General features: G+C 52.7%; 17 protein-coding genes. 14 read left to right on the top strand and 3 right to left on the bottom strand.

Features of this window, described 5'->3' with window-relative positions:
- Nucleotides 1-3: 3 nt before the first annotated feature.
- Entirely contained in the window at nucleotides 4-1,293 is a 1,290-nt protein-coding gene (gene hflX / locus WNY38_RS02660) for a GTPase HflX (protein ID WP_342855757.1), read from the top strand.
- Between the two features lie 212 nt (nucleotides 1,294-1,505).
- On the opposite strand, the gene WNY38_RS02655 is transcribed toward hflX, so the two are convergent.
- Genes WNY38_RS02655 through WNY38_RS02645 form a run of 3 tightly spaced genes read right to left on the bottom strand, consistent with a single transcriptional unit; the run spans nucleotide 1,506 to nucleotide 5,193 of the window.
- Nucleotides 1,506-1,637, bottom strand: coding sequence for a hypothetical protein (locus WNY38_RS02655; RefSeq protein ID WP_342855756.1), 132 nt, complete (start codon nucleotides 1,635-1,637; stop codon nucleotides 1,506-1,508).
- 46 nt (nucleotides 1,638-1,683) lie between these two features.
- Nucleotides 1,684-2,676, bottom strand: coding sequence for a zinc transporter ZntB (locus tag WNY38_RS02650; protein ID WP_342855755.1), 993 nt, complete (start codon nucleotides 2,674-2,676; stop codon nucleotides 1,684-1,686).
- A gap of 45 nt (nucleotides 2,677-2,721) precedes the next feature.
- Nucleotides 2,722-5,193 carry a penicillin acylase family protein gene (locus WNY38_RS02645; RefSeq protein WP_342855754.1) on the bottom strand — a complete coding sequence of 824 codons (2,472 nt, stop codon included), beginning with the start codon at nucleotides 5,191-5,193 and terminating at the stop codon, nucleotides 2,722-2,724.
- A 92-nt stretch (nucleotides 5,194-5,285) separates the two neighbouring features.
- On the opposite strand from WNY38_RS02645, the gene WNY38_RS02640 reads away from it, so the two are divergent.
- From WNY38_RS02640 to ugpC, 13 genes are all read left to right on the top strand, one after another.
- Nucleotides 5,286-6,158 (top strand): NAD(P)-dependent oxidoreductase, encoded by an 873-nt coding sequence (locus WNY38_RS02640; RefSeq protein ID WP_342855753.1) that lies wholly within the window; start codon nucleotides 5,286-5,288, stop codon nucleotides 6,156-6,158.
- Nucleotides 6,159-6,284: 126 nt separating this feature from the next.
- On the top strand, nucleotides 6,285-6,725 hold the full coding sequence (locus WNY38_RS02635; RefSeq protein ID WP_342855752.1) for a TerB family tellurite resistance protein: 441 nt from the start codon (nucleotides 6,285-6,287) through the stop codon (nucleotides 6,723-6,725).
- A gap of 173 nt (nucleotides 6,726-6,898) precedes the next feature.
- A complete protein-coding gene (locus WNY38_RS02630; RefSeq protein ID WP_342855751.1) occupies nucleotides 6,899-7,603 on the top strand; it encodes an RlmE family RNA methyltransferase in 705 nt (234 codons plus the stop codon).
- A 4-nt stretch (nucleotides 7,604-7,607) separates the two neighbouring features.
- Nucleotides 7,608-8,675 (top strand): hypothetical protein, encoded by a 1,068-nt coding sequence (locus tag WNY38_RS02625; RefSeq protein ID WP_342855750.1) that lies wholly within the window; start codon nucleotides 7,608-7,610, stop codon nucleotides 8,673-8,675.
- 165 nt (nucleotides 8,676-8,840) lie between these two features.
- Nucleotides 8,841-9,587, top strand: coding sequence for an SDR family oxidoreductase (locus tag WNY38_RS02620; protein WP_342855749.1), 747 nt, complete (start codon nucleotides 8,841-8,843; stop codon nucleotides 9,585-9,587).
- Between the two features lie 27 nt (nucleotides 9,588-9,614).
- On the top strand, nucleotides 9,615-10,454 hold the full coding sequence (locus tag WNY38_RS02615) for a fumarylacetoacetate hydrolase family protein (RefSeq protein ID WP_342855748.1): 840 nt from the start codon (nucleotides 9,615-9,617) through the stop codon (nucleotides 10,452-10,454).
- A 263-nt stretch (nucleotides 10,455-10,717) separates the two neighbouring features.
- Nucleotides 10,718-11,872: an MFS transporter gene (locus tag WNY38_RS02610; protein ID WP_342855747.1), complete on the top strand. Its 1,155-nt coding sequence runs from the start codon at nucleotides 10,718-10,720 to the stop codon at nucleotides 11,870-11,872.
- A 202-nt stretch (nucleotides 11,873-12,074) separates the two neighbouring features.
- On the top strand, nucleotides 12,075-12,821 hold the full coding sequence (locus WNY38_RS02605) for a copper homeostasis protein CutC (protein ID WP_342855746.1): 747 nt from the start codon (nucleotides 12,075-12,077) through the stop codon (nucleotides 12,819-12,821).
- Nucleotides 12,818-14,011 (top strand): Gfo/Idh/MocA family oxidoreductase, encoded by a 1,194-nt coding sequence (locus tag WNY38_RS02600; protein WP_342855745.1) that lies wholly within the window; start codon nucleotides 12,818-12,820, stop codon nucleotides 14,009-14,011. Before WNY38_RS02605 ends, WNY38_RS02600 begins: the two co-directional genes overlap by 4 nt.
- Before the next feature lie 2 nt (nucleotides 14,012-14,013).
- Nucleotides 14,014-14,901 (top strand): sugar ABC transporter permease, encoded by an 888-nt coding sequence (locus tag WNY38_RS02595; RefSeq protein WP_342855744.1) that lies wholly within the window; start codon nucleotides 14,014-14,016, stop codon nucleotides 14,899-14,901.
- The gene (locus WNY38_RS02590) at nucleotides 14,898-15,740 is read left to right on the top strand and encodes a carbohydrate ABC transporter permease (protein ID WP_342855743.1); all 843 of its coding nucleotides are present in this window, start codon (nucleotides 14,898-14,900) and stop codon (nucleotides 15,738-15,740) included. Before WNY38_RS02595 ends, WNY38_RS02590 begins: the two co-directional genes overlap by 4 nt.
- Before the next feature lie 73 nt (nucleotides 15,741-15,813).
- Nucleotides 15,814-17,031: a sugar ABC transporter substrate-binding protein gene (locus WNY38_RS02585; protein WP_342855742.1), complete on the top strand. Its 1,218-nt coding sequence runs from the start codon at nucleotides 15,814-15,816 to the stop codon at nucleotides 17,029-17,031.
- Nucleotides 17,032-17,111: 80 nt separating this feature from the next.
- Entirely contained in the window at nucleotides 17,112-18,254 is a 1,143-nt protein-coding gene (ugpC, locus tag WNY38_RS02580; RefSeq protein ID WP_342855741.1) for a sn-glycerol-3-phosphate ABC transporter ATP-binding protein UgpC, read from the top strand.
- The last annotated feature ends 56 nt before the right edge of the window (nucleotides 18,255-18,310 follow it).

Below are 18,310 nucleotides of genomic sequence, written 5' to 3'. Positions count from 1 at the left end.
GCTTTGCAAGAACATGATAAGCCGCTGACGCGCGCTTGGGTGATCCACCCAGACATTCAATCCGACCGCAACCGGCGCGACCCTGCATCAGGTCTTGCCGAAGCTGTTTCTTTGGCCGCTGCTTTGCCATCCCTCGAGACCATCGGGGGTGAAATCGTGCGTCTGCCCAAGCTGCAACCCGGTTGGTTGTTTGGCAAAGGTAAGATCGAAGAGTTGCGCCTGCGTTTGGAAGAAAACGAAATTGACCTCGTGCTTGTGGATGGCCCTGTTAGTCCTGCCCAACAGCGCAATCTTGAAAAAGAGTGGAAGGTCAAACTGCTGGATCGCACCGGCCTGATCCTTGAAATTTTTTCGGATCGTGCGCGCACCCGCGAGGGTGTGCTTCAGGTCGAGATGGCGGCATTAAGCTATCAACGGACCCGTCTAGTGCGGGCTTGGACCCACTTGGAACGCCAACGTGGTGGTCTGGGCTTTGTAGGCGGTCCGGGCGAAACTCAGATCGAAGCGGACAGACGCGCCATTGATGATCACTTGAATCGTTTGCGCAAGCAGCTGGAAAAGGTTGTGAAAACGCGCGAATTGCACCGCGCCTCGCGCGCCAAAGTGCCGTACCCGATTGTCGCTTTGGTGGGTTATACCAACGCCGGTAAATCGACCTTTTTCAACAAGGTCACTGGTGCAGATGTGTTTGTCAAAGATATGTTGTTCGCCACGCTTGATCCGACCATGCGCTCCGTCGTTTTGGAAGCTCCGCAAGGTGGCACAGATCGCGAGATCATTCTGTCAGACACGGTGGGATTCATCTCGTCCTTGCCGACACAGCTTGTGGCCTCGTTCCGTGCGACGTTGGAAGAGGTGCTCGACGCGGATCTGATCATCCACGTGCGCGATATTGCGCATGAGAAAACCCATGAGCAGGCCTTGGATGTGCGGACCATTTTGAACGATCTGGGCATCAAAGAAGACGCGCCGATGTTCGAAGTGTGGAACAAAATCGATCTGCTGGAAGGCGATGCCCGTGAGGCGCGTTTGACCCGAGCTGAGGCCGAAGACGACAAATTCGCGATCTCTGCTATCACAGGCGAGGGCGTGCCCGAACTTTTGGCTGCTATTTCGAGCTTCTTTGAGGAAGAGAAAATCCGCCGCGAATTTGTGATCCCTTATGCTGAGGGCAAAAAACGTGCTTGGTTGTTTGAACAACAAATCCTTGAAAGCGAAGAAGCGACAGAAAACGGCTATGAAGTTACAGTTTTATGGACGCCGCGTCAGGAACAAGAATACCGCGAAATGTAAGACCAAGCGCCCCTGTTACTTGTGATTGGGGCGTTGTCATCTTTGCGAGGTTCAATGGGTTTAAAAGACCCCTGTACGCCACACATAGACACAAGCACCAACCAACCCATAACGCCAAGGCCAGTCCCATGATTGCGTGGCCGACGATGACGTGGCCATAGTTGTCGGACAAAATATCTGCGCGCCGTCTGCCGCCCAGCGGAACAGAAAAATCAACTGGACGATCCAATCGAGCCGCCAGAGCGGATGTCAAAGCCCCAATAGCCTATGAAACCAAACACTAGACCGATACTCGCAAAAGTGCTGGCGTAGTATCTGAGCTTGCTCCAAAGGCTGTCGAACATCACGGTTTCTTTGGTTGCTTTTGGGATAGCCTTTAAGACTGATAGATCAAGTGTCAAACATTTTCATACGTTTGAACAGCCAAATTTGCCCTGCACAGACCACGACCAGAGTGAGGCAGACAATGGCAAAACCCCAAGGATTTTGCGCCAAGGGAATGCCGCCAACATTCACGCCCAAAAGACCAGTGAGCAGTCCAAGCGGCAAGAAAATCGCGGCAACGATAGAGAGCAAAAGCATCTGCCGGTTCATCGCTTCGGCCCGTTGATCCATGATCTGATCTTGCACAATTTGGGCACGATCGCGTATGGCGTCTAGTTCTTCAGCCATGCGTGTCACACGGTCTGCGGCCTCGCGGATACGGCTGCGATCTTGGGGCAAAAGCCAAGAGACATCTTCAATCTCAAGCGTGGTCAACGCATCGCGCTGTGGAAACATATAGCGCCTTAAAACGGTTGCTGTTTGGCGAAGACCTGCCAGCGTACGGCGCGTCTCAGACAGTGTTCCATCCGCGAGGGTGTCTTCCAAGGTGTCGATCTCTTCATTTAGGGCGGCGACGATTGGTTCGGCGCGATCAGACAAGCGCAAGGACAGTTTGGCGATAAAATCCCCTGGCGTTTCAGGCGCTTTGCCGCGTTCCATGGCCTCAAAGATATCCGCGATGGCTTTGAGCGGACGTCTCCAGACGCCAATGATGCGTCCCTTTTCGACCCACAGACGCACGGAAATCATGTCCTCAGGGTCCGCGCCGTCATTCAGGTTTACGCCTCTTAGGTTGATAATCACTCCATCTCCGTGAACTGTGCAGCGTGGGCGGGTCTCATCAGCGGTCAACGCATCCGTCACAAAATGGTCTAAGTGAAACGATGCCAACTCTACTATAGCTGCCTCTCGATCTGTTCCACAAAAGACCCAAGCGAAACCAAAAGCGCGACTGTCTGCCGTATCTTTCGTAAGCGAAAGCTCATGCAAGTCAGCAGCGCGCGCGGCACCGCGACCGTCTAAGGCAAAAAGCTGCACTTTGGGTGAAGACGGCGTCATGATCGGCTCCTTACTTTTAGAAAAAAGCGCGTGGGGCGGCGTTCTTTATTTAATATCATTATCTTCGGGCAAAATGTGTGTAATGCCAACACCGGCGGCTCTTGCGAGTGTTGGGTCCAATGTCATGGGCACATATTCGCCCCTTCGCCACAGCTCCCCCAGATCATCGTAGTGACGCGACAGCGGATGTCCCGATTGTCCTGTCGCGGTGATAAACACCGAACTGTCAGGGTCGGCAAAGTCATACACGCCACGATAGGCAGCCCCGTGGACATTGGCAAAAGGCTGATTGCCTGTACCGGCCGTGACGCCGCGCATCAATGTGTTGTCGCCGCCAGAGGTGGATTGGCGAATATTAACGATCCATTTGATGAAGGGCACGTTGCCAAGCACAGGGTGTGTGTGCTGCGCTGTATGCGCATCGCCCCAGCGCAGGGATTCCAAAGCCGTGCCATAGGTTTCGCCAACCCAAAGCAAAGCGTCATCCAAGGCGAGGCTTGCGATATTTGCACAGGTCTCAACGGCGGCTGATTGCAAAACGTCACACCAAATGGATGCACCGCCGATGTCGCGGTAAACGCGTTCGATGAACAAAGGTTCCACATGGGTATAGGCATGGGCCAGCGGGCCAAGCTCGTCGCGGATCAAGCGGTCTTGCAACGCACGCATCCACGCGTAATAGATTAAGGGTTCCGGCAAATGTTCATTCATTTCACCGTTCCATTCGGCCAACAAGTTCAACGCGCGTTGACGTTGGCGTTCTGGCGTACCTTCAGGGGCAGCCTCGCCGGTGAACCACAGATCGGCGGCAATCAGCGGCAAAAGAGATCGCGCAGAGTAAGATACGATATCATTTTGCGCCTCGATAAAGCTTTCGCGCGTGTGCACTTCGCGGCTTTGCATCAAGCGTTTCCACCGTTCAATGCGCTGCGTGTCGCCCCAGTGAAAGGTCAAATGGTCAGGAAAGGCGGCGTTGGTGGTTTTGTTGTTGGTGTTGCCAATGATCCCACCACTGGCCGGCGAAAACAACGGCAGATCGTCATAGGGACGATACCCTTGCCACTGGTTCTCAGCGACCCAGCCTTGTGATGGAATGCGGCCTTGGCTTTGGTGCGCAGCATCGCGAATGGGCGCACGGCCAATGGTTTTTTGCGCGATGTGATCAGGGTCCGCCAAAGCCAGATTGAGGGCAGGGGCGACAAAACCACGCCCAGCCTCGATGCCTTGGCGTACGGTGCCCGATTGCATCAACTGCATCAGCGCAGACAATGAAGTGTCATCATGGGCCAAAGGAGTCCAAGACACAGACACGATATAGCCATTGGGCGTGACCGTGTTCAGATTGAAGGCAGTTTGCGGCAGCACAGGCCCGTTGTCTGTCCACTGCAGCGTCAAAGTTTCCGGCGCTTGGTCTTTGATCCGCAGAATCGATTGTTTGCTGATCATTTTTTTGTAGCCGTCCGGCGTCATGACTTCGTTCGGCGCGCTGGGATTCACCTGCTCGATGAACAAATCTGCATCATCGGTGTAGGCCGAGGTTATGCCCCATGACAGCACCTCTTTGCGCCCCGCGATCACAAACGGAATGCCAGGGATAGTGGCGCCAATCACGCCGCCGGATTGTAATTCAACACGGGCCAGATACCACGCACCGGGGGCGCTGAAGCCCAAATGCGGATCGTTGGCCATCAAAGACGCGCCAGAGGCCGCACGGTCTGGTGACGCGGCCCAGACGTTTGACGCCCCTCCAAGCGGCGCGGAATTGAAACCCGCCATGGCATAGTCAACGTCGGCCTCGGGTGTGAAAGGCGATACGTCTGGGAATAAGCTGGCAAAGCCGTTCAGCAGTGCCGTTGGCGCGCCGGGGGCGTCTGGCAAGATGTCTTTGACCCGCTCAGGAGGCAGCATCAAAGAAGTACGCGCACGCAAGACTTCGGATGGAATATGATCCGACAGGCGCAGCGCCACCAGTTTCAACAAAGCGATGGAATCCTCGGGGCGCCAGTATGAGATTTCAGATGGAAACAAGAAAAATTCAGGGGCGCCACGCCCCATAGCACCTTTGTTGACTTCGCCAATCCACGCATTCACGCCGCGCGCATAGGCGGTGAGTGCAGCCATGGTTTCGGGGGTCTGAAGCGGCGCGGAGGCAACAGCGGCGTCATAAACTCCCAAACGGCGCATTAAAATGTCAGTGTTTTTTGTGCGCTCGCCAAAGACTTCGGACAGTTTGCCTTGGGCCGTGCGGCGCAACAACATCATTTGAAACAGGCGGTCTTGGGCATGGGCAAATCCGAGACCGTAAAACACATCCGCGTCGTTTTCGCCAAAAATATGTGGCACATTTGCGGTGTCGCGGGCAATCTCGATCGGACCGGTGATGCCGCTGACGTTATAGGAGGCGCTGTAATCGGGCAGGGACCGCGACCCTAAATAGTAAGCCATGTATCCGGCGAGCAGGGCGAAAATAGTGACACCTGTGACGATGCGAAAAAGCCATTTGAAGAAAAGTGCCATGGGCTGTGCAGACCTGCTTATTGTGAACGCGGCGGTCCTGTGGTTTAGGACTCATGAAGCGTTAAACCACATATAGTCAGAGGAAAAAAGCCATGGCGACTGTAGCATTTTTGGGACTTGGGGTTATGGGATTTCCGATGGCGGGGCATTTGGCCGCCGCGGACCATTCTGTGACCGTCTTCAACCGCACCCCCGCAAAAGCGCAAACATGGGCCGACACCCATAATGGTGCAACTCAACCCACCCCGCGTGAGGCTGCAGCTGGCTGCGATTTCGTGATGGCCTGCGTGGGCAATGATGATGATCTGCGGTCTGTGTGCTTGGGCGGAAACGGTGCATTTGCAGGCATGTCCAAAGGTGCAATTTTTGTTGATCACACCACGGTTTCGGCCAAAGTGACTCGTGAATTGGCGGCGATTGCAGCCGAAATGGGCATTGGTTATGTCGACGCGCCTGTCTCTGGTGGCCAAGCTGGTGCTGAAAACGGTGTTTTGTCTGTAATGTGTGGCGGCTCAGATGCGGATTACGCATCAGCCAAGCCTGTGATGCAAGCCTACGGCAAAATCGTCAAACGTTTGGGCGAGGTTGGTGCGGGACAAACCGCCAAAATGTGCAACCAAATCGCCATCGCGGGCTTGGTGCAAGGTCTGTCTGAGGCGCTGCATTTGGCGGAAAAATCTGGCCTTGATGGTGAAGCTTTGGTCGATGTGATCTCTGGTGGGGCCGCGGGCAGCTGGCAGATGGTCAACCGTCACAAAACCATGTTGGCCGATCACTATGAACACGGTTTCGCTGTCGATTGGATGCGCAAAGATTTGGCGATCTGTTTGGAAGCCGCAGATGACGTGGGCGCCAGTCTGCCTGTCACGGCTTTGGTCGATCAGTTCTACAAAGATGTGCAAAAAATGGGCGGCGGTCGTTGGGACACGTCTAGTTTGCTCAAGCGTCTCAAAGCTTTTGACTAAATGATCGGCGTCATCTGCGTCCGGTTCTGGGGCTTAGGTGACGCAACATCCGCTTGGCGACATTTTGCTCGCATGATGTGTGACGTGCTGATAGCGTGAACGCATCATTGAATTGGAATACCTACAATGTTTGAAAACCTGCTTTCGCTTCTTGGTCAGGTCAAAACCTACCAAACGCCACTGCCCGAGGCGGATGCCCAACATGCTATGGGCGCACTCTTGGTGCGTGCAGCCAAAGCCGATCAAAAGATTTTGTTCGAAGAAATTCAGATAATCGATCAGGTGCTGGCGCAGCGCTTTGACTTGAACCCCATCGAGGCCGCGAAAATGCGCGCATCGTGCGAAAAGTTGGAAGCAGAGATGCCCGATACTGTCGAGATGACGGGTATTATAAAAGACGCGATCAGTGCGACCGAAAAGGAAGCCACCTTGAGCGCGCTTTGGGCCGTTGTCTACGCGGATGGCATCAAACATGTTGAGGAAGACGAGCTATTGCACCAAATCGAAGCGGTGCTTGGCATTTCGTCTAAGCGCGCAAAAGAATTGCAAATCGCGGCGCGCGGATAAACGTCTCTTGGTAAATGCTTAGCTGTATAAGCCTATTACCTGTGGTTTAACGGTGTTTGTTTGATGAAAAATCGACATTTGGGCCTCAAAACGTGATCCGCAGGCCAAAGCCCATGCTTTCCTATTGGCATAGGTTGCTGCTATAAGGCTTGCAAATACGGGAATTTATGAACATGGCTGACAAAAAATCATCAGGTCGCGGCGAACGCGATCTGCGGGTGAAAGTGAAATCCGCACGCGGGCGCAAGCTGTCGTCGACGCTTTGGCTTGAGCGTCAATTGAACGACCCATATGTGAAACGCGCCCAGACTGATGGGTATCGCGGCCGTGCGGCGTATAAAATTCTTGAGCTGGATGACAAGTTTCGCTTTCTCGTGCCGGGCGCGCGGGTGGTGGATTTGGGCTGTGCCCCTGGTGGATGGTGTCAGGTCGCCGTCAAACGGGTGAATGCTTTGGGCGAAAAATCCGGCAAGCGCATTGGGTTTGTTTTGGGTGTCGATCTGCAAGAGGTCGAACCTATTGCGGGCGCGGAAATCCACCAGCTCGACTTCATGGAAGATGACGCGGATATCAAGACCAAGAAATGGCTTGGCGGCTCGGCTGATGTTGTGATGTCCGATATGGCTGCTTCTGCGTCAGGTCACAAACAAACCGACCACAACCGCATCATGGCCCTATGCGAAGCTGCGGCCTATTTCGCTTTTGACGTGTTGGAAGAGGGCGGGACATTCGTGGCCAAGGTCTTGGCTGGCGGTGCTGAGGGCGATTTGCAAAAGGTACTTAAACAACGTTTCACTAAGGTGATGCACGTCAAACCGCCGGCATCGCGGTCTGACAGTTCCGAAAAGTTTGTCGTCGCGACTGGATTTAAAGGCTGACGTCATGGATAGTTGGGTCCGCATCGGAGCAGGCGACGTATCCGTCGCGTTAGATCCAACTATTGGCAATATTCGCACCTTCTCAATTGCGGGGCGAGAAATATTGCACACCGCGCATTGGGTCGGCACGGATGCTGCCCAATCTCTTGAGGCTCCAGTCGACGAACATCTTGCAGGGGACTTCTTTTGTGCCCCCTTTGGTGCCTCTGGGGTCGCAGATGTTCCGCCCCATGGGTGGACGGCAAATTCTGAATGGACGCCTGTGCTGCGCGCACAAAACGATGATATGGCAGTGCTGAAACTGGCGCTTAATAGCACCGTTTTCGGCGCGCGGATCACCAAAGAATTGCGCGTGATTGCCGGACATTCCGTTTTGTATCAAACGCATGTCATCACGGGCGGGCAGGGCGCGTTGACATTCGCGCATCATCCCATGCTGCATTTATTGGCGGGCGGGCATATCGGTTTTTCAGCGAAAAAGGCCGCAATGACACCGTCCAGCCCTTTGGAAGAATCACATCGTTTTGCCTATCCCGCGCGCGGCGCTGATCTGTCGAAGTTTCCAAGCGCGGATGGCGGTCATGTTGATCTACACCACTACCCGTCTGACACAGGGCATGAGGATTTCATCACGCTTGTCGAGGCTGACGACGCACAGTTCGGCTGGACCGCTGTCACACGCTATGCCGAAGATGACATTGTGCTGTTTGTCAAAGATCCGCGCGTGATGCCGCTCACGATGATGTGGCAATCCAATGGCGGGCGCGATTATGCGCCGTGGAATGGACGTCACACCGGCGTTCTTGGAATTGAGGATGGCTGTTGCGCAGGGTTAACAACGTTGGAAGGGGCCTCAGGCGACAATCCGATAGCACGCGAAGGGGTCGTTACCACTTTAGTCTTGCGTCCCGATTTGCACACCCAAGTGCGGCACGCCATCGCCGTTGTGCCGCGCCCCGCTGGATGGTCAGGCGTTGCTCAGGTATTTCAATCAAAGACGGGGTTTAAGCTCAGGTCTGAGGGTGGAAATGAATTGGAAGTGGCTTTCGATCTTGGGTTTTTCGATCTGTAAGACTTACGTCTTAGTCCTGCCTTTGGGTTTTGCGATTTTCGGTGAATTTTTTCGCTTTGCATTGGACAAGATTGCAGTGATCTGATTATCTCACGCTCAAAATGGTATACCAAAACAGCGCATCGATGATCTGCATCTGATACATGTTTTGAAAAGGGGGATTTAATGAATTTACAACACCGTTTAAGTGGCAAACGCGTGGTCATGACCGCTGCTGGCCAAGGGATTGGACGCGCCTGTGCTGAACGTATGGCTGCCGAAGGCGCGACAGTGATCGCAACTGATATCAACCCTGATCTTATGGCCGATTTGAACGCTGTAGGTGGCATAGAAGCGCGTGTTCTGAACGTCTTGGATGGCGCGGCTGTCACGGCACTTGCGCAAGACCTCGGCGCGGTCGACGTGCTGTTCAACTGCGCGGGCATTGTGCATTCCGGCGATATTTTGAACACGTCAGAGGACGAATGGGACTTTGCCTTCGAGTTGAACGCAAAGGCGCAATTTAGGATGATCAAAGCATTTTTGCCTGCCATGCTTGCCGGCGGCGGTGGTTCTATCATCAATATGTCGTCTGTTGCAGGCCCGATCACAGGCCCTGCGAGCCGTCTGGCCTATAGTGCATCAAAAGCAGCCGTTGCAGGCATGACGCGGGCCATTGCTACGGATTACGTCACCCAAGGCATTCGCTGTAATTCCATTTGCCCCGGCACCATTAACAGCCCATCTTTGCACCAACGATTGCGAGAAACGGGTGATTATGACAGCGCTTTGATCGAATTTATTGGCCGACAACCGATGGCCCGCATTGGCGAGCCCGAAGAAGTTGCAGCCCTTGTGGCCTATCTCGCATCTGACGAGTCGAATTTCACCACAGGACAAGAACATATCATTGATGGCGGCTGGACCGCTTAAAAAAACAAGATTTGAGGAAGGAAGACTATGAAACTTGTACGTTACGGGGACCGCGGTTCTGAAACACCTGGGATGATTGACGCGGATGGCGCTTTGCGCGATCTGTCGGCACATGTGGCGGATATCGCTGGCGAGGTTCTGGTGAATCTTAGCGCACTCAAAGACATGGATCCAACAACCTTGCCACTGGTCGAGGGCAATCCGCGCTATGGTGCTTGTGTCGGCGGAACAGGCAAATTCATCTGTATCGGCCTGAACTATGCCGACCATGCCGCGGAATCCGGTTTGGAAGTGCCGCCTGAGCCTGTGATCTTCGCAAAATACACCTCAGCGATTTGCGGGCCTAACGATGACATTATCATTCCACGCGCTTCTACCAAGACGGATTGGGAAGTCGAATTGGGCTTTGTGATCGGCAAAAAAGCTAAATATGTGGACGAGGCTGACGCGATGGATCACGTTGCGGGATTCTGCCTGATCAACGACGTGTCTGAGCGAGAATACCAAATTGAGCGCTCTGGTCAGTGGTCCAAAGGCAAATCGTCGGACAACTTCGGTCCAACCGGTCCTTGGTTGGTTACACCTGACGAGGTTGGCGATTTTGACAACCTGCACATGTGGCTCGATGTGAACGGTGAGCGCATGCAAGATGGTTCGTCGTCCACCATGGTCTACCGTGTGCCGTTCTTGGTGTCCTACCTGTCGCAATTCTTCACGCTTCACCCCGGTGACATCATTTCCACTGGCACACCGCCCGGTGTTGGTTTGGGCTTCAACCCGCCGAAATACCTTAAAGAAGGTGACGTCGTTGAACTGGGAATCGAAAAACTGGGCACACAAAAACAAGTCTGCGTCAAAGACATCTAAGTTTAGATCAAATCTCAAACGAAAAGGCTGCAGGATTTCTGCGGCCTTTTTTTGTCGGTGCGGCATGCTTGAAAGTCTGAGCGAGGTTGCTGACGTCAGAGCAGCTGTATTTTCTCTATTTAATACAGAAAACGCCACGCAAATGCGCGAATTTTAAGCACGGCGTAACGAGAATGGCGTGTATGGCATCTGCTTGTTTTACATTTAACCTTAAAAAACTTTAGTTTAAGTAAAATTTTTGCCAGTAAAATACGGAACTCGCCATGCCGCGCCGCGCCTATTACGCTCTCTATCTGCTCTTTTTCATTCAGCCCCTATCGTGGGGCGGTTGGCTTGTGCGCATTTCTGAAATTCAACGCGATCTTGCATTGAACCCCCTAAGTCTGTCCATCGCGATCGCGGCCGTACCTGTGGGGTTGCTGTTGTCGTTGATGTTCATCAGCCGCGTTTACGCAAAATTGGGTGTTCGAAAAACAACGGCCTTAAGCCTTTTGGTGTTTTTACTTTTCATTCCTTTGCCTGGTTTTAGTGCAAATTTACCTGTTCTTTGCTGTACTCTCTTTCTTGTCGGCATTGGTTTGGCCGCAGCAGAACTTGGCCTGAACTTAGTGGCCGATACGATTGAAAAGCGTGGTGGACGTCCGATAATGGGGCGCGCACACGGATTTTGGAGCCTTGGGTTGCTGGCCGGATCCGTGGCGTCCAGTGGGCTTTCTTTTGTCGGGCTGTCCGTCGGTTTGACGCTTGTTCTGCTGGCGGTCCTCACGGGCGCTTTGGCGATTTGGGTTTTTAAGGTTCTCCCCGACGTTGATGTCCCAAAAGTAGAAAAACCTATAAATAACAATCATAAAGAGCGCCTTTTTCTGGGCTGGACCACCGTTGCCATTAGTTTTTTTGTCTTTGGAATAGCAATGGGGGAAGGCGCCATGGCTGATTGGGCTTCGGTCTATATGTCCCAAGTCTATGATGTTTCAGGCGGCATCGAGGGGCTTGGATTTGTGTGTTATGCCACATCAATTACCTTAGGGCGTTTCGGATCTGATTTTGTTCGCGGATTTTTGAGTGGGCGTCAAATCTGCATGTTGGGATGTGGGTTTGCGATCATCGGTGTTGCCTGTTTGGTCGCCGCACCCGCAGCATTCGTTTCCTATTTTGGCTTTATATGTATTGGTTTGGGCTTGGCTGCAGGGTTCCCGCTTGCAGTGACCGCTGTTGCGTCTCAGCCTGTGTCATCGGTTGAACGGCATTTGGCATTTCTGTCGCAAATCGCGTTGAGCGGGCAGCTTTTAGGCCCCTTATTGATCGGCCTCACAGCGCAGTTCACAGGCATGAGGCTAGGGTTTGCGGTGCTGATTCCGATTTTTCTAGCAAGTGCATATCTATCGAAATGGATTTTGGCCCCTCGGGTGCCGCGTTAAGCGATCGTTGTTGCGCCTTTTTTAGGCAACTCATCAGTCCGTCGGGTGTATTTTGTTTGGTTATCTAATTTACAGACTGGTTTTTGAAAATTACTTGTGCAAATCTAAAATCATTGAGCCGAATGTTTTCTTAACAAAGAAAAAATATCGGTTTGAAGGATTTTTAAACGCGGGTGGCGACTTTGAAATTTAGGTGGCGACAATGACACAACAGGTAAACGTATCAGGCGTTAGGCGTCTAGAAGTCTGTGTTGATCGTTTGAGCGACGCGAAAAGTGCTGTTGGTTCCGGTGCTGATCGTATTGAGCTATGTGCTTCTCTTGCACTTGGTGGTGTGACGCCGTCTTTGGGTTGCATTCTTGGTGCCGTTAAACTGATGGCCCCTGTGATCGTTTTGATCCGCCCCACTCTGGGTGGCTTTTGCTACCATCAGTTAGAAGTGTCCCAAATGATCGACGATATCAAATTTGTAAAAGAAGCGGGTCTGGCAGGTGTCGCCATTGGTGCGCTCACAGCGGATGATACGTTGGACGTTGAAGTGATGCATCGGTTATGTGACGCGGCTGGCGATATGGAAATTGTACTGCACCGAGCATTTGATTTGGTTTCAGATCCCAAACGGACTTTGGATGAGGCCGTTGATCTTGGAGTGATGCGCGTTTTGACGTCTGGGCAGAAACCGAAAGCGATTGATGGTTTGGGCTGCCTTAGAAACCTTGTGGACCATGCGGACGGACGGATTGAAATTTTGCCTGGGTCAGGTGTGACGCCTGACAATGCGGTAGCGCTTATAGAGGGCACGGGCGTGACGCAGTTGCATTCATCCTGCCGCGCGCCAGTGACGCCAGACTCAAACTTGGTTGCCTTGGGCTTTTCACCTGAAAAGGATGCGGCACTGGATGTCGGCCTTGTCAAACTCATGAAATCTCGACTGGAGGTCGTTCAATGAAGGTAGGTATCGTTGGCTTGGGCGCGCGTATATCGCATGTGGCAAATCTGTTTAAAATTGCCAAGCCAGATTTTGAATTTGTCGCCTATGCGGACCCGTCACCAGCAGGAAAACCCTATCTTGAAGGCGTGCTTGGTCATGCGTTGACCGCTTATGACGACCTTGATGATATGCTTGCGCATGAAGAGATCGATCTGTTGATGGTCGGATCGCCAAACCATTTACACATTCAACATCTGCGCAGTGCTATTCTGGCTGACGTCCCACACATTTTTGCCGAAAAGCCAGTGGTGATCAGCGAAGATGAGACCTTTGAATTGCTGGAGCTGATGCGCGATCATGGTGGCCATCGCCGCGTGATGATTGGCTTGGTTCTGCGCTATTCGCCGCTTTATGTGATGCTCAAAGACGCGCAGGCCGCGGGCCAGCTTGGCGAGATTGTGTCCATTGAAGCCTCTGAGCACATCGGCAGCTATCACGGCAGTTTCTTTATGCGCGATTGGCGTCGCAATTCGGCCTTGTCTGGCGGGTTCATGTTGGAAAAATGCTGTCACGATATTGATCTGTATCAAGGGGTTGTGGGTGAGCGTCCGAAATATATTTCAAGCTTTGGCGGACGCAAAAGCTTTGTGCCAAGCAACCGTCCAAAAGTGGCGCCGGATTACCGCGCCATTGCCGAAAATATCGCCCAGCATGACCCAACGCGCCCTTATGGATACGAGCCGCGCTGGGGCGGTGTGGACGACGAGTTCGCGAGTGACGCGGACATCGTTGATTATCAAACGGCCAACGTTGAGTATGAAAATGGTGCTGTGATGGCCTTTCACACCAATATCAATGTGCCCGATGAGTTCCGCCGCTTTGCAGTGATGGGAACGCGCGGCATGGCCGAGGGCGATTTCGTGCGCAATGATTTCAAGGTGACAGATGCTTTCACCGCAAAGACGATTTCTGAGAACGAACATGTCGGGCCGGATGTGAAAAACCACTACGGGGCAGATGATCAAATGGCGGCAGATATAGTTGCCTATCTTGACCATGGCGTGCCGCTGAAAGTGAGTGTTTTAGACGCGTTAGAAGCGGGCTTGACTGCGCTTAAGATGGACGAGGCCCGCGTGACACGATCTGTCGTAGATATGACGCAGACATGGGCAAAATTTGACAGCTACGGCATGGATAAGGGCGCATAAATATGTCTCACGGTAAGAAAATTGACTGGTTTCCCTATCTGTTGCTGATACCGGCCTTGTTGATCACATTGATCATCGTCGCTTGGCCTTTGGTAGAAACAATCCGTCTGTCGTTCACTGACGCGTCCATGAACCCAGCCACGCATTATGTTGGTTTGGACAACTACGAAGAGATGTTTTCGCGCCGTTTCCCAGAAGTGATTGCGCGTACGTTTTACTGGATGAGCCTGTCAGTCGCTTTTAAAATGTGCATGGGCATATTTGGCGCTGTATTGCTCAATGCCTCTGTGCCAGGTCGCACTTTGGCGCGTCTGTTGGTGATGCCCCCTTGGATCGTGCCCATTGCGATTGGGGTGTTTATCTGGGGATGGATGTACAATGGTCAGTTCGGGATGATTTCAGGGATTGCGCAACGTCTGCATATCCTGTCCGGCCCATTTGAATTTCTCGCCTATAAAAATTCGGCCTTCATGTCGACAATCGTCACGGATGTCTGGATCGGAACGCCATTGGTTACGGTCTATCTTTTAGCCGCGATGCAAAGTGTGCCGAGCGATCTATATGAAGCGGCATGGACCGATGGCGCGTCACGGATGTATCGCTTTCGCCGCATCACATTGCCGCTGATCATGCCCGCGATTTCGACCATGGCGCTATTGGCTTCGATTTGGACCTTTAATTCTTTTGATATCATTTGGATTTTGACCGAAGGCGGTCCGCGCAATGCGACCACCACGATGATCATCGATACCTACAAAACAGCTATTTCACGGTTCCGCTACGGCGAAGGTGCCGCACGCGCTGTGATGATCGTTATCTTCTTGTCGATTTTCTCGGCCTGTTATTTCTCACTGATCCGCAAACTGTCCAATCGAGGAGGCGTCAAATGATCAATCGTTATCGTTGGTGGGAATATGTTCTCATTTATACCGGTCTTGCGCTGTTCCTAACTTTTATCTTGGCGCCGTTTGTTGAAGCTTTTTTGGTATCAATGCGGCCGCTTGATGGGCTGTTTTCTATTCCGTACCGCTTCATCACGGATGACATGTCTTTTGATGCGTATGTCTCGATGTGGGACTCTGTGCCCTTGTTGTTCCGCTACATGATGAACTCTTTGGGCATTGCGATGGCTGTGACCATCTGTGGTCTGTTGGCCATTGTCCCTGCGGCTTATGCGTTTTCGCGCTTTGAATTTAAAGGCAAGAACATCCTGCTTGGGGCGTTTCTTGCGGTGAACATGGTGTCCGGTGCGGTACTGATTATTCCGCTGTACAAAGTGATGATGGGCCTGGGGCTTTTGAACACTTACTTTGCCATGATCGCACCGGGTACCGCCTTTGTTATTCCCACTGGCATCTGGCTGTTGCGCTCATACCTGATGAAGATCCCACGTGAGTTGGAAGAGGCGGCATTGGTCGACGGGGCAGGGCGTATGTATACGCTGGTGCGGGTGATCATTCCTGTCGCTTTGCCGGGGATCGTGGTTGTGGCCATCGCGACGTTTATCGCGGCCTATGCACAGCAGTTCATCTATGCTTTGACATTTAATTCTGTAAACGAGCTCAACCCATTGCCTGTCGGCCTGTTCCAGTTTTTTGGACGCCAACGTGTGGTTTGGAACGAGCTTATGGCGGCCAGTTTGGTCGGTATCTTGCCGGTGATGTTCGTCTACATTTTCCTACAAAAATACATCGTTGCCGGTTTGACGGCTGGGGCGGTGAAAGAATGAGAAACGTCGTTAAACAGACAAACTCATCATCAAAACGTGAAACCAACATTTCAAATGAACAGGGAGTTCAAAAATGAAAATATTCACAACAACATTGGGCGTCGCGCTGCTTGCGACTGCCGCCAACGTCAGCGGTGCTTTTGCTGCCACTGATTTGCACATGATCATGTGTGGCGACGACACCACGCCAGGTATCGCAGTTCAGCAAACGCTGATCGACGAATGGACAGCCGCCAATCCTGATTACGCTGTCGACATCGAATTTGTACCTTGGGGCCAGTGCCAAGAGAAATCCATGACTTTGGCTGCCGCTGGCAACCCTGCGTCGCTTGCATACCTTGGCTCACGCACGCTCAAGCAATTGGCTAAAAATGATCTGATCATTCCTGTGAGCCTGACTGACGAAGAAGCCGAATCTTACGCGGCCCCAATCTTGGGCACAGTGACTTGGGAAGGCCAACAGTGGGGCATGCCACGTGCGTTTTCGTCAAAAGCCTTGTGGTACAACAAAGGTTTGTTCGCGGCCGCGGGTCTTGATCCTGAAACACCACCTACAACATGGGACGAGCTTTTGGCAGCTGCCAAAGCCATCACAGAGAACACAGATGCAGCTGGCTATGGCATGGCGGGTGCGTCTTTTGACAACACAATGCACCAGTTCATGACCGTGATGTATTCCAACGGTGGCGAAGTTATCAACGCTGACGGCGAAATCGTATTCGGTAGCGACAACAACGTTGAGGCCTTGGCCTTTGTTGAAGCACTCGTGCCTTACTCAGAGCCTGGCCCAATTGCATACGATCGCGGCAAGCTTGAGATCTTATTTGGCGAAGAAAAAGTCGGCATGTTGATCGATGGTCATTGGCTCAAAGGTCGCATTTCCGAAGATTTGGACGCGGGCGTTGTACCCTTCCCAGCGGGGCCAATGGGCAAGTCTTCGTCTTTGTTGATCACAGACAGCTTGGCCGTGTTCAAAGACTCTGGCGTTGAAGATGCTGCTTTGTCTTTGGCCAAATACTTGACCAGCCCAGAGCACCAAATGGCGTTCGATATCGCGGAAGGCTACACACCTATTCGTACAGGTCCAGAAGTTGACGCGCTGATTGACGCTGACGCGACTTGGGCACCGTTCATCAACGTCATTCCTGATGGTGGTCCAGAGCCATTCGTCACAGATTACGTAGCGATGCAAGACGTGCTTAATGAAGCGCTTCAAGGTGTGATCTTGGGTGAAGTCGATGCAGCGGAAGCTGTGGAATACGCCGCCGAAGAACTCGAAGCCGTTAAGTAAACCTATCTTTGGCTGCTCCGCCCATGGTGGCGGGGCAGCCGCTAAGATCAACACTCACGTTAAGATGGAAAAGGTGTCCCATGGGCCAGTTAACAATGCGCGATGTTCGCAAGAGCTTTGGAACCTCAGAAGTGATCAAGGGCGTGTCCCTCGATATCGATCACGGAGAATTTGTGGTTTTCGTTGGGCCATCCGGTTGCGGGAAATCCACTCTGTTGCGGATGATTGCTGGGCTTGAGGAAATCACATCTGGCGAGGTTATGATTGACGGCGCCGTGGTGAACAACCTTGCTCCTGTTGAACGCGGCATCTCGATGGTGTTCCAATCTTACGCGCTTTACCCGCATATGTCGGTCTATGAAAATATCGCTTTCCCATTGCGCGTTGCCAAGATGAGCAAGGCTGACATGGACGCGAAAGTGAAGCGTGCCTCTGCTATTTTGCAACTCGACGAGCGCCTGCAGCACAAGCCAGGTCAGCTGTCTGGCGGTCAACGTCAGCGTGTTGCAATTGGCCGTGCCATCGTGCGCGATCCATCCGTGTTTTTGTTTGACGAACCCCTATCGAATTTGGATGCCGCTTTGCGTGCCGATATGCGTGTTGAGCTGTCGCGTTTACACCACGATCTTGACGCCACCATGGTTTACGTGACCCATGATCAGGTCGAAGCCATGACCATGGCGGACCGTATCGTCGTGCTGGACGGGGGCTATATTTCGCAAGTGGGCTCGCCACTTGAGCTGTACCACAAGCCCAAAAACCTGTTCGTCGCGGGTTTTATCGGCAACCCCAAAATGAATTTCCAAACTGTCACTTGCAAGTCGATCACTGAACATGGCGTATCGGTTGAGCTGTCCAACGGGACTGCGCTGACCGTGCCTGTCAGTACAGCAGACCACAAAGGCGCTGATCTTGTGGGGCAGACACTCACTCTTGGCATTCGTCCTGAACATATCGTGGCCGAAGGCGGCGACATTCAATTGGCGGGTGTGCCGTCGGTTGTGGAGCGCCTTGGCATCCACACTGTTGTCTATTCTTCGCTTGAAGGCGATGCGTCCCAGTTCATGTCCGTTTTGGAAGGCACCGCGCCGGTTCAAGTCGGGCAAAAGACCCACTTCGGGATCAATGCGACGGACTGTCATTTGTTCGGGCCAGATGGATTGGCCTTCGAGCGTCAAGTCGCGCTGACGACAGTTGAGCTGCCAAGCTTAAACGTGGAGTGACGCAGATATTGCGCACATGAGATATGGCGCGCAGTGATCTGATTTTAAATGAATAA

Origin of the sequence: Pacificibacter sp. AS14 (assembly GCF_038899935.1) — a bacterium.
Lineage (GTDB): Bacteria > Pseudomonadota > Alphaproteobacteria > Rhodobacterales > Rhodobacteraceae > Celeribacter.
Note: the sequence above shows the minus strand (reverse complement) of the source record. Positions and strands in the feature narration are given on the sequence as shown.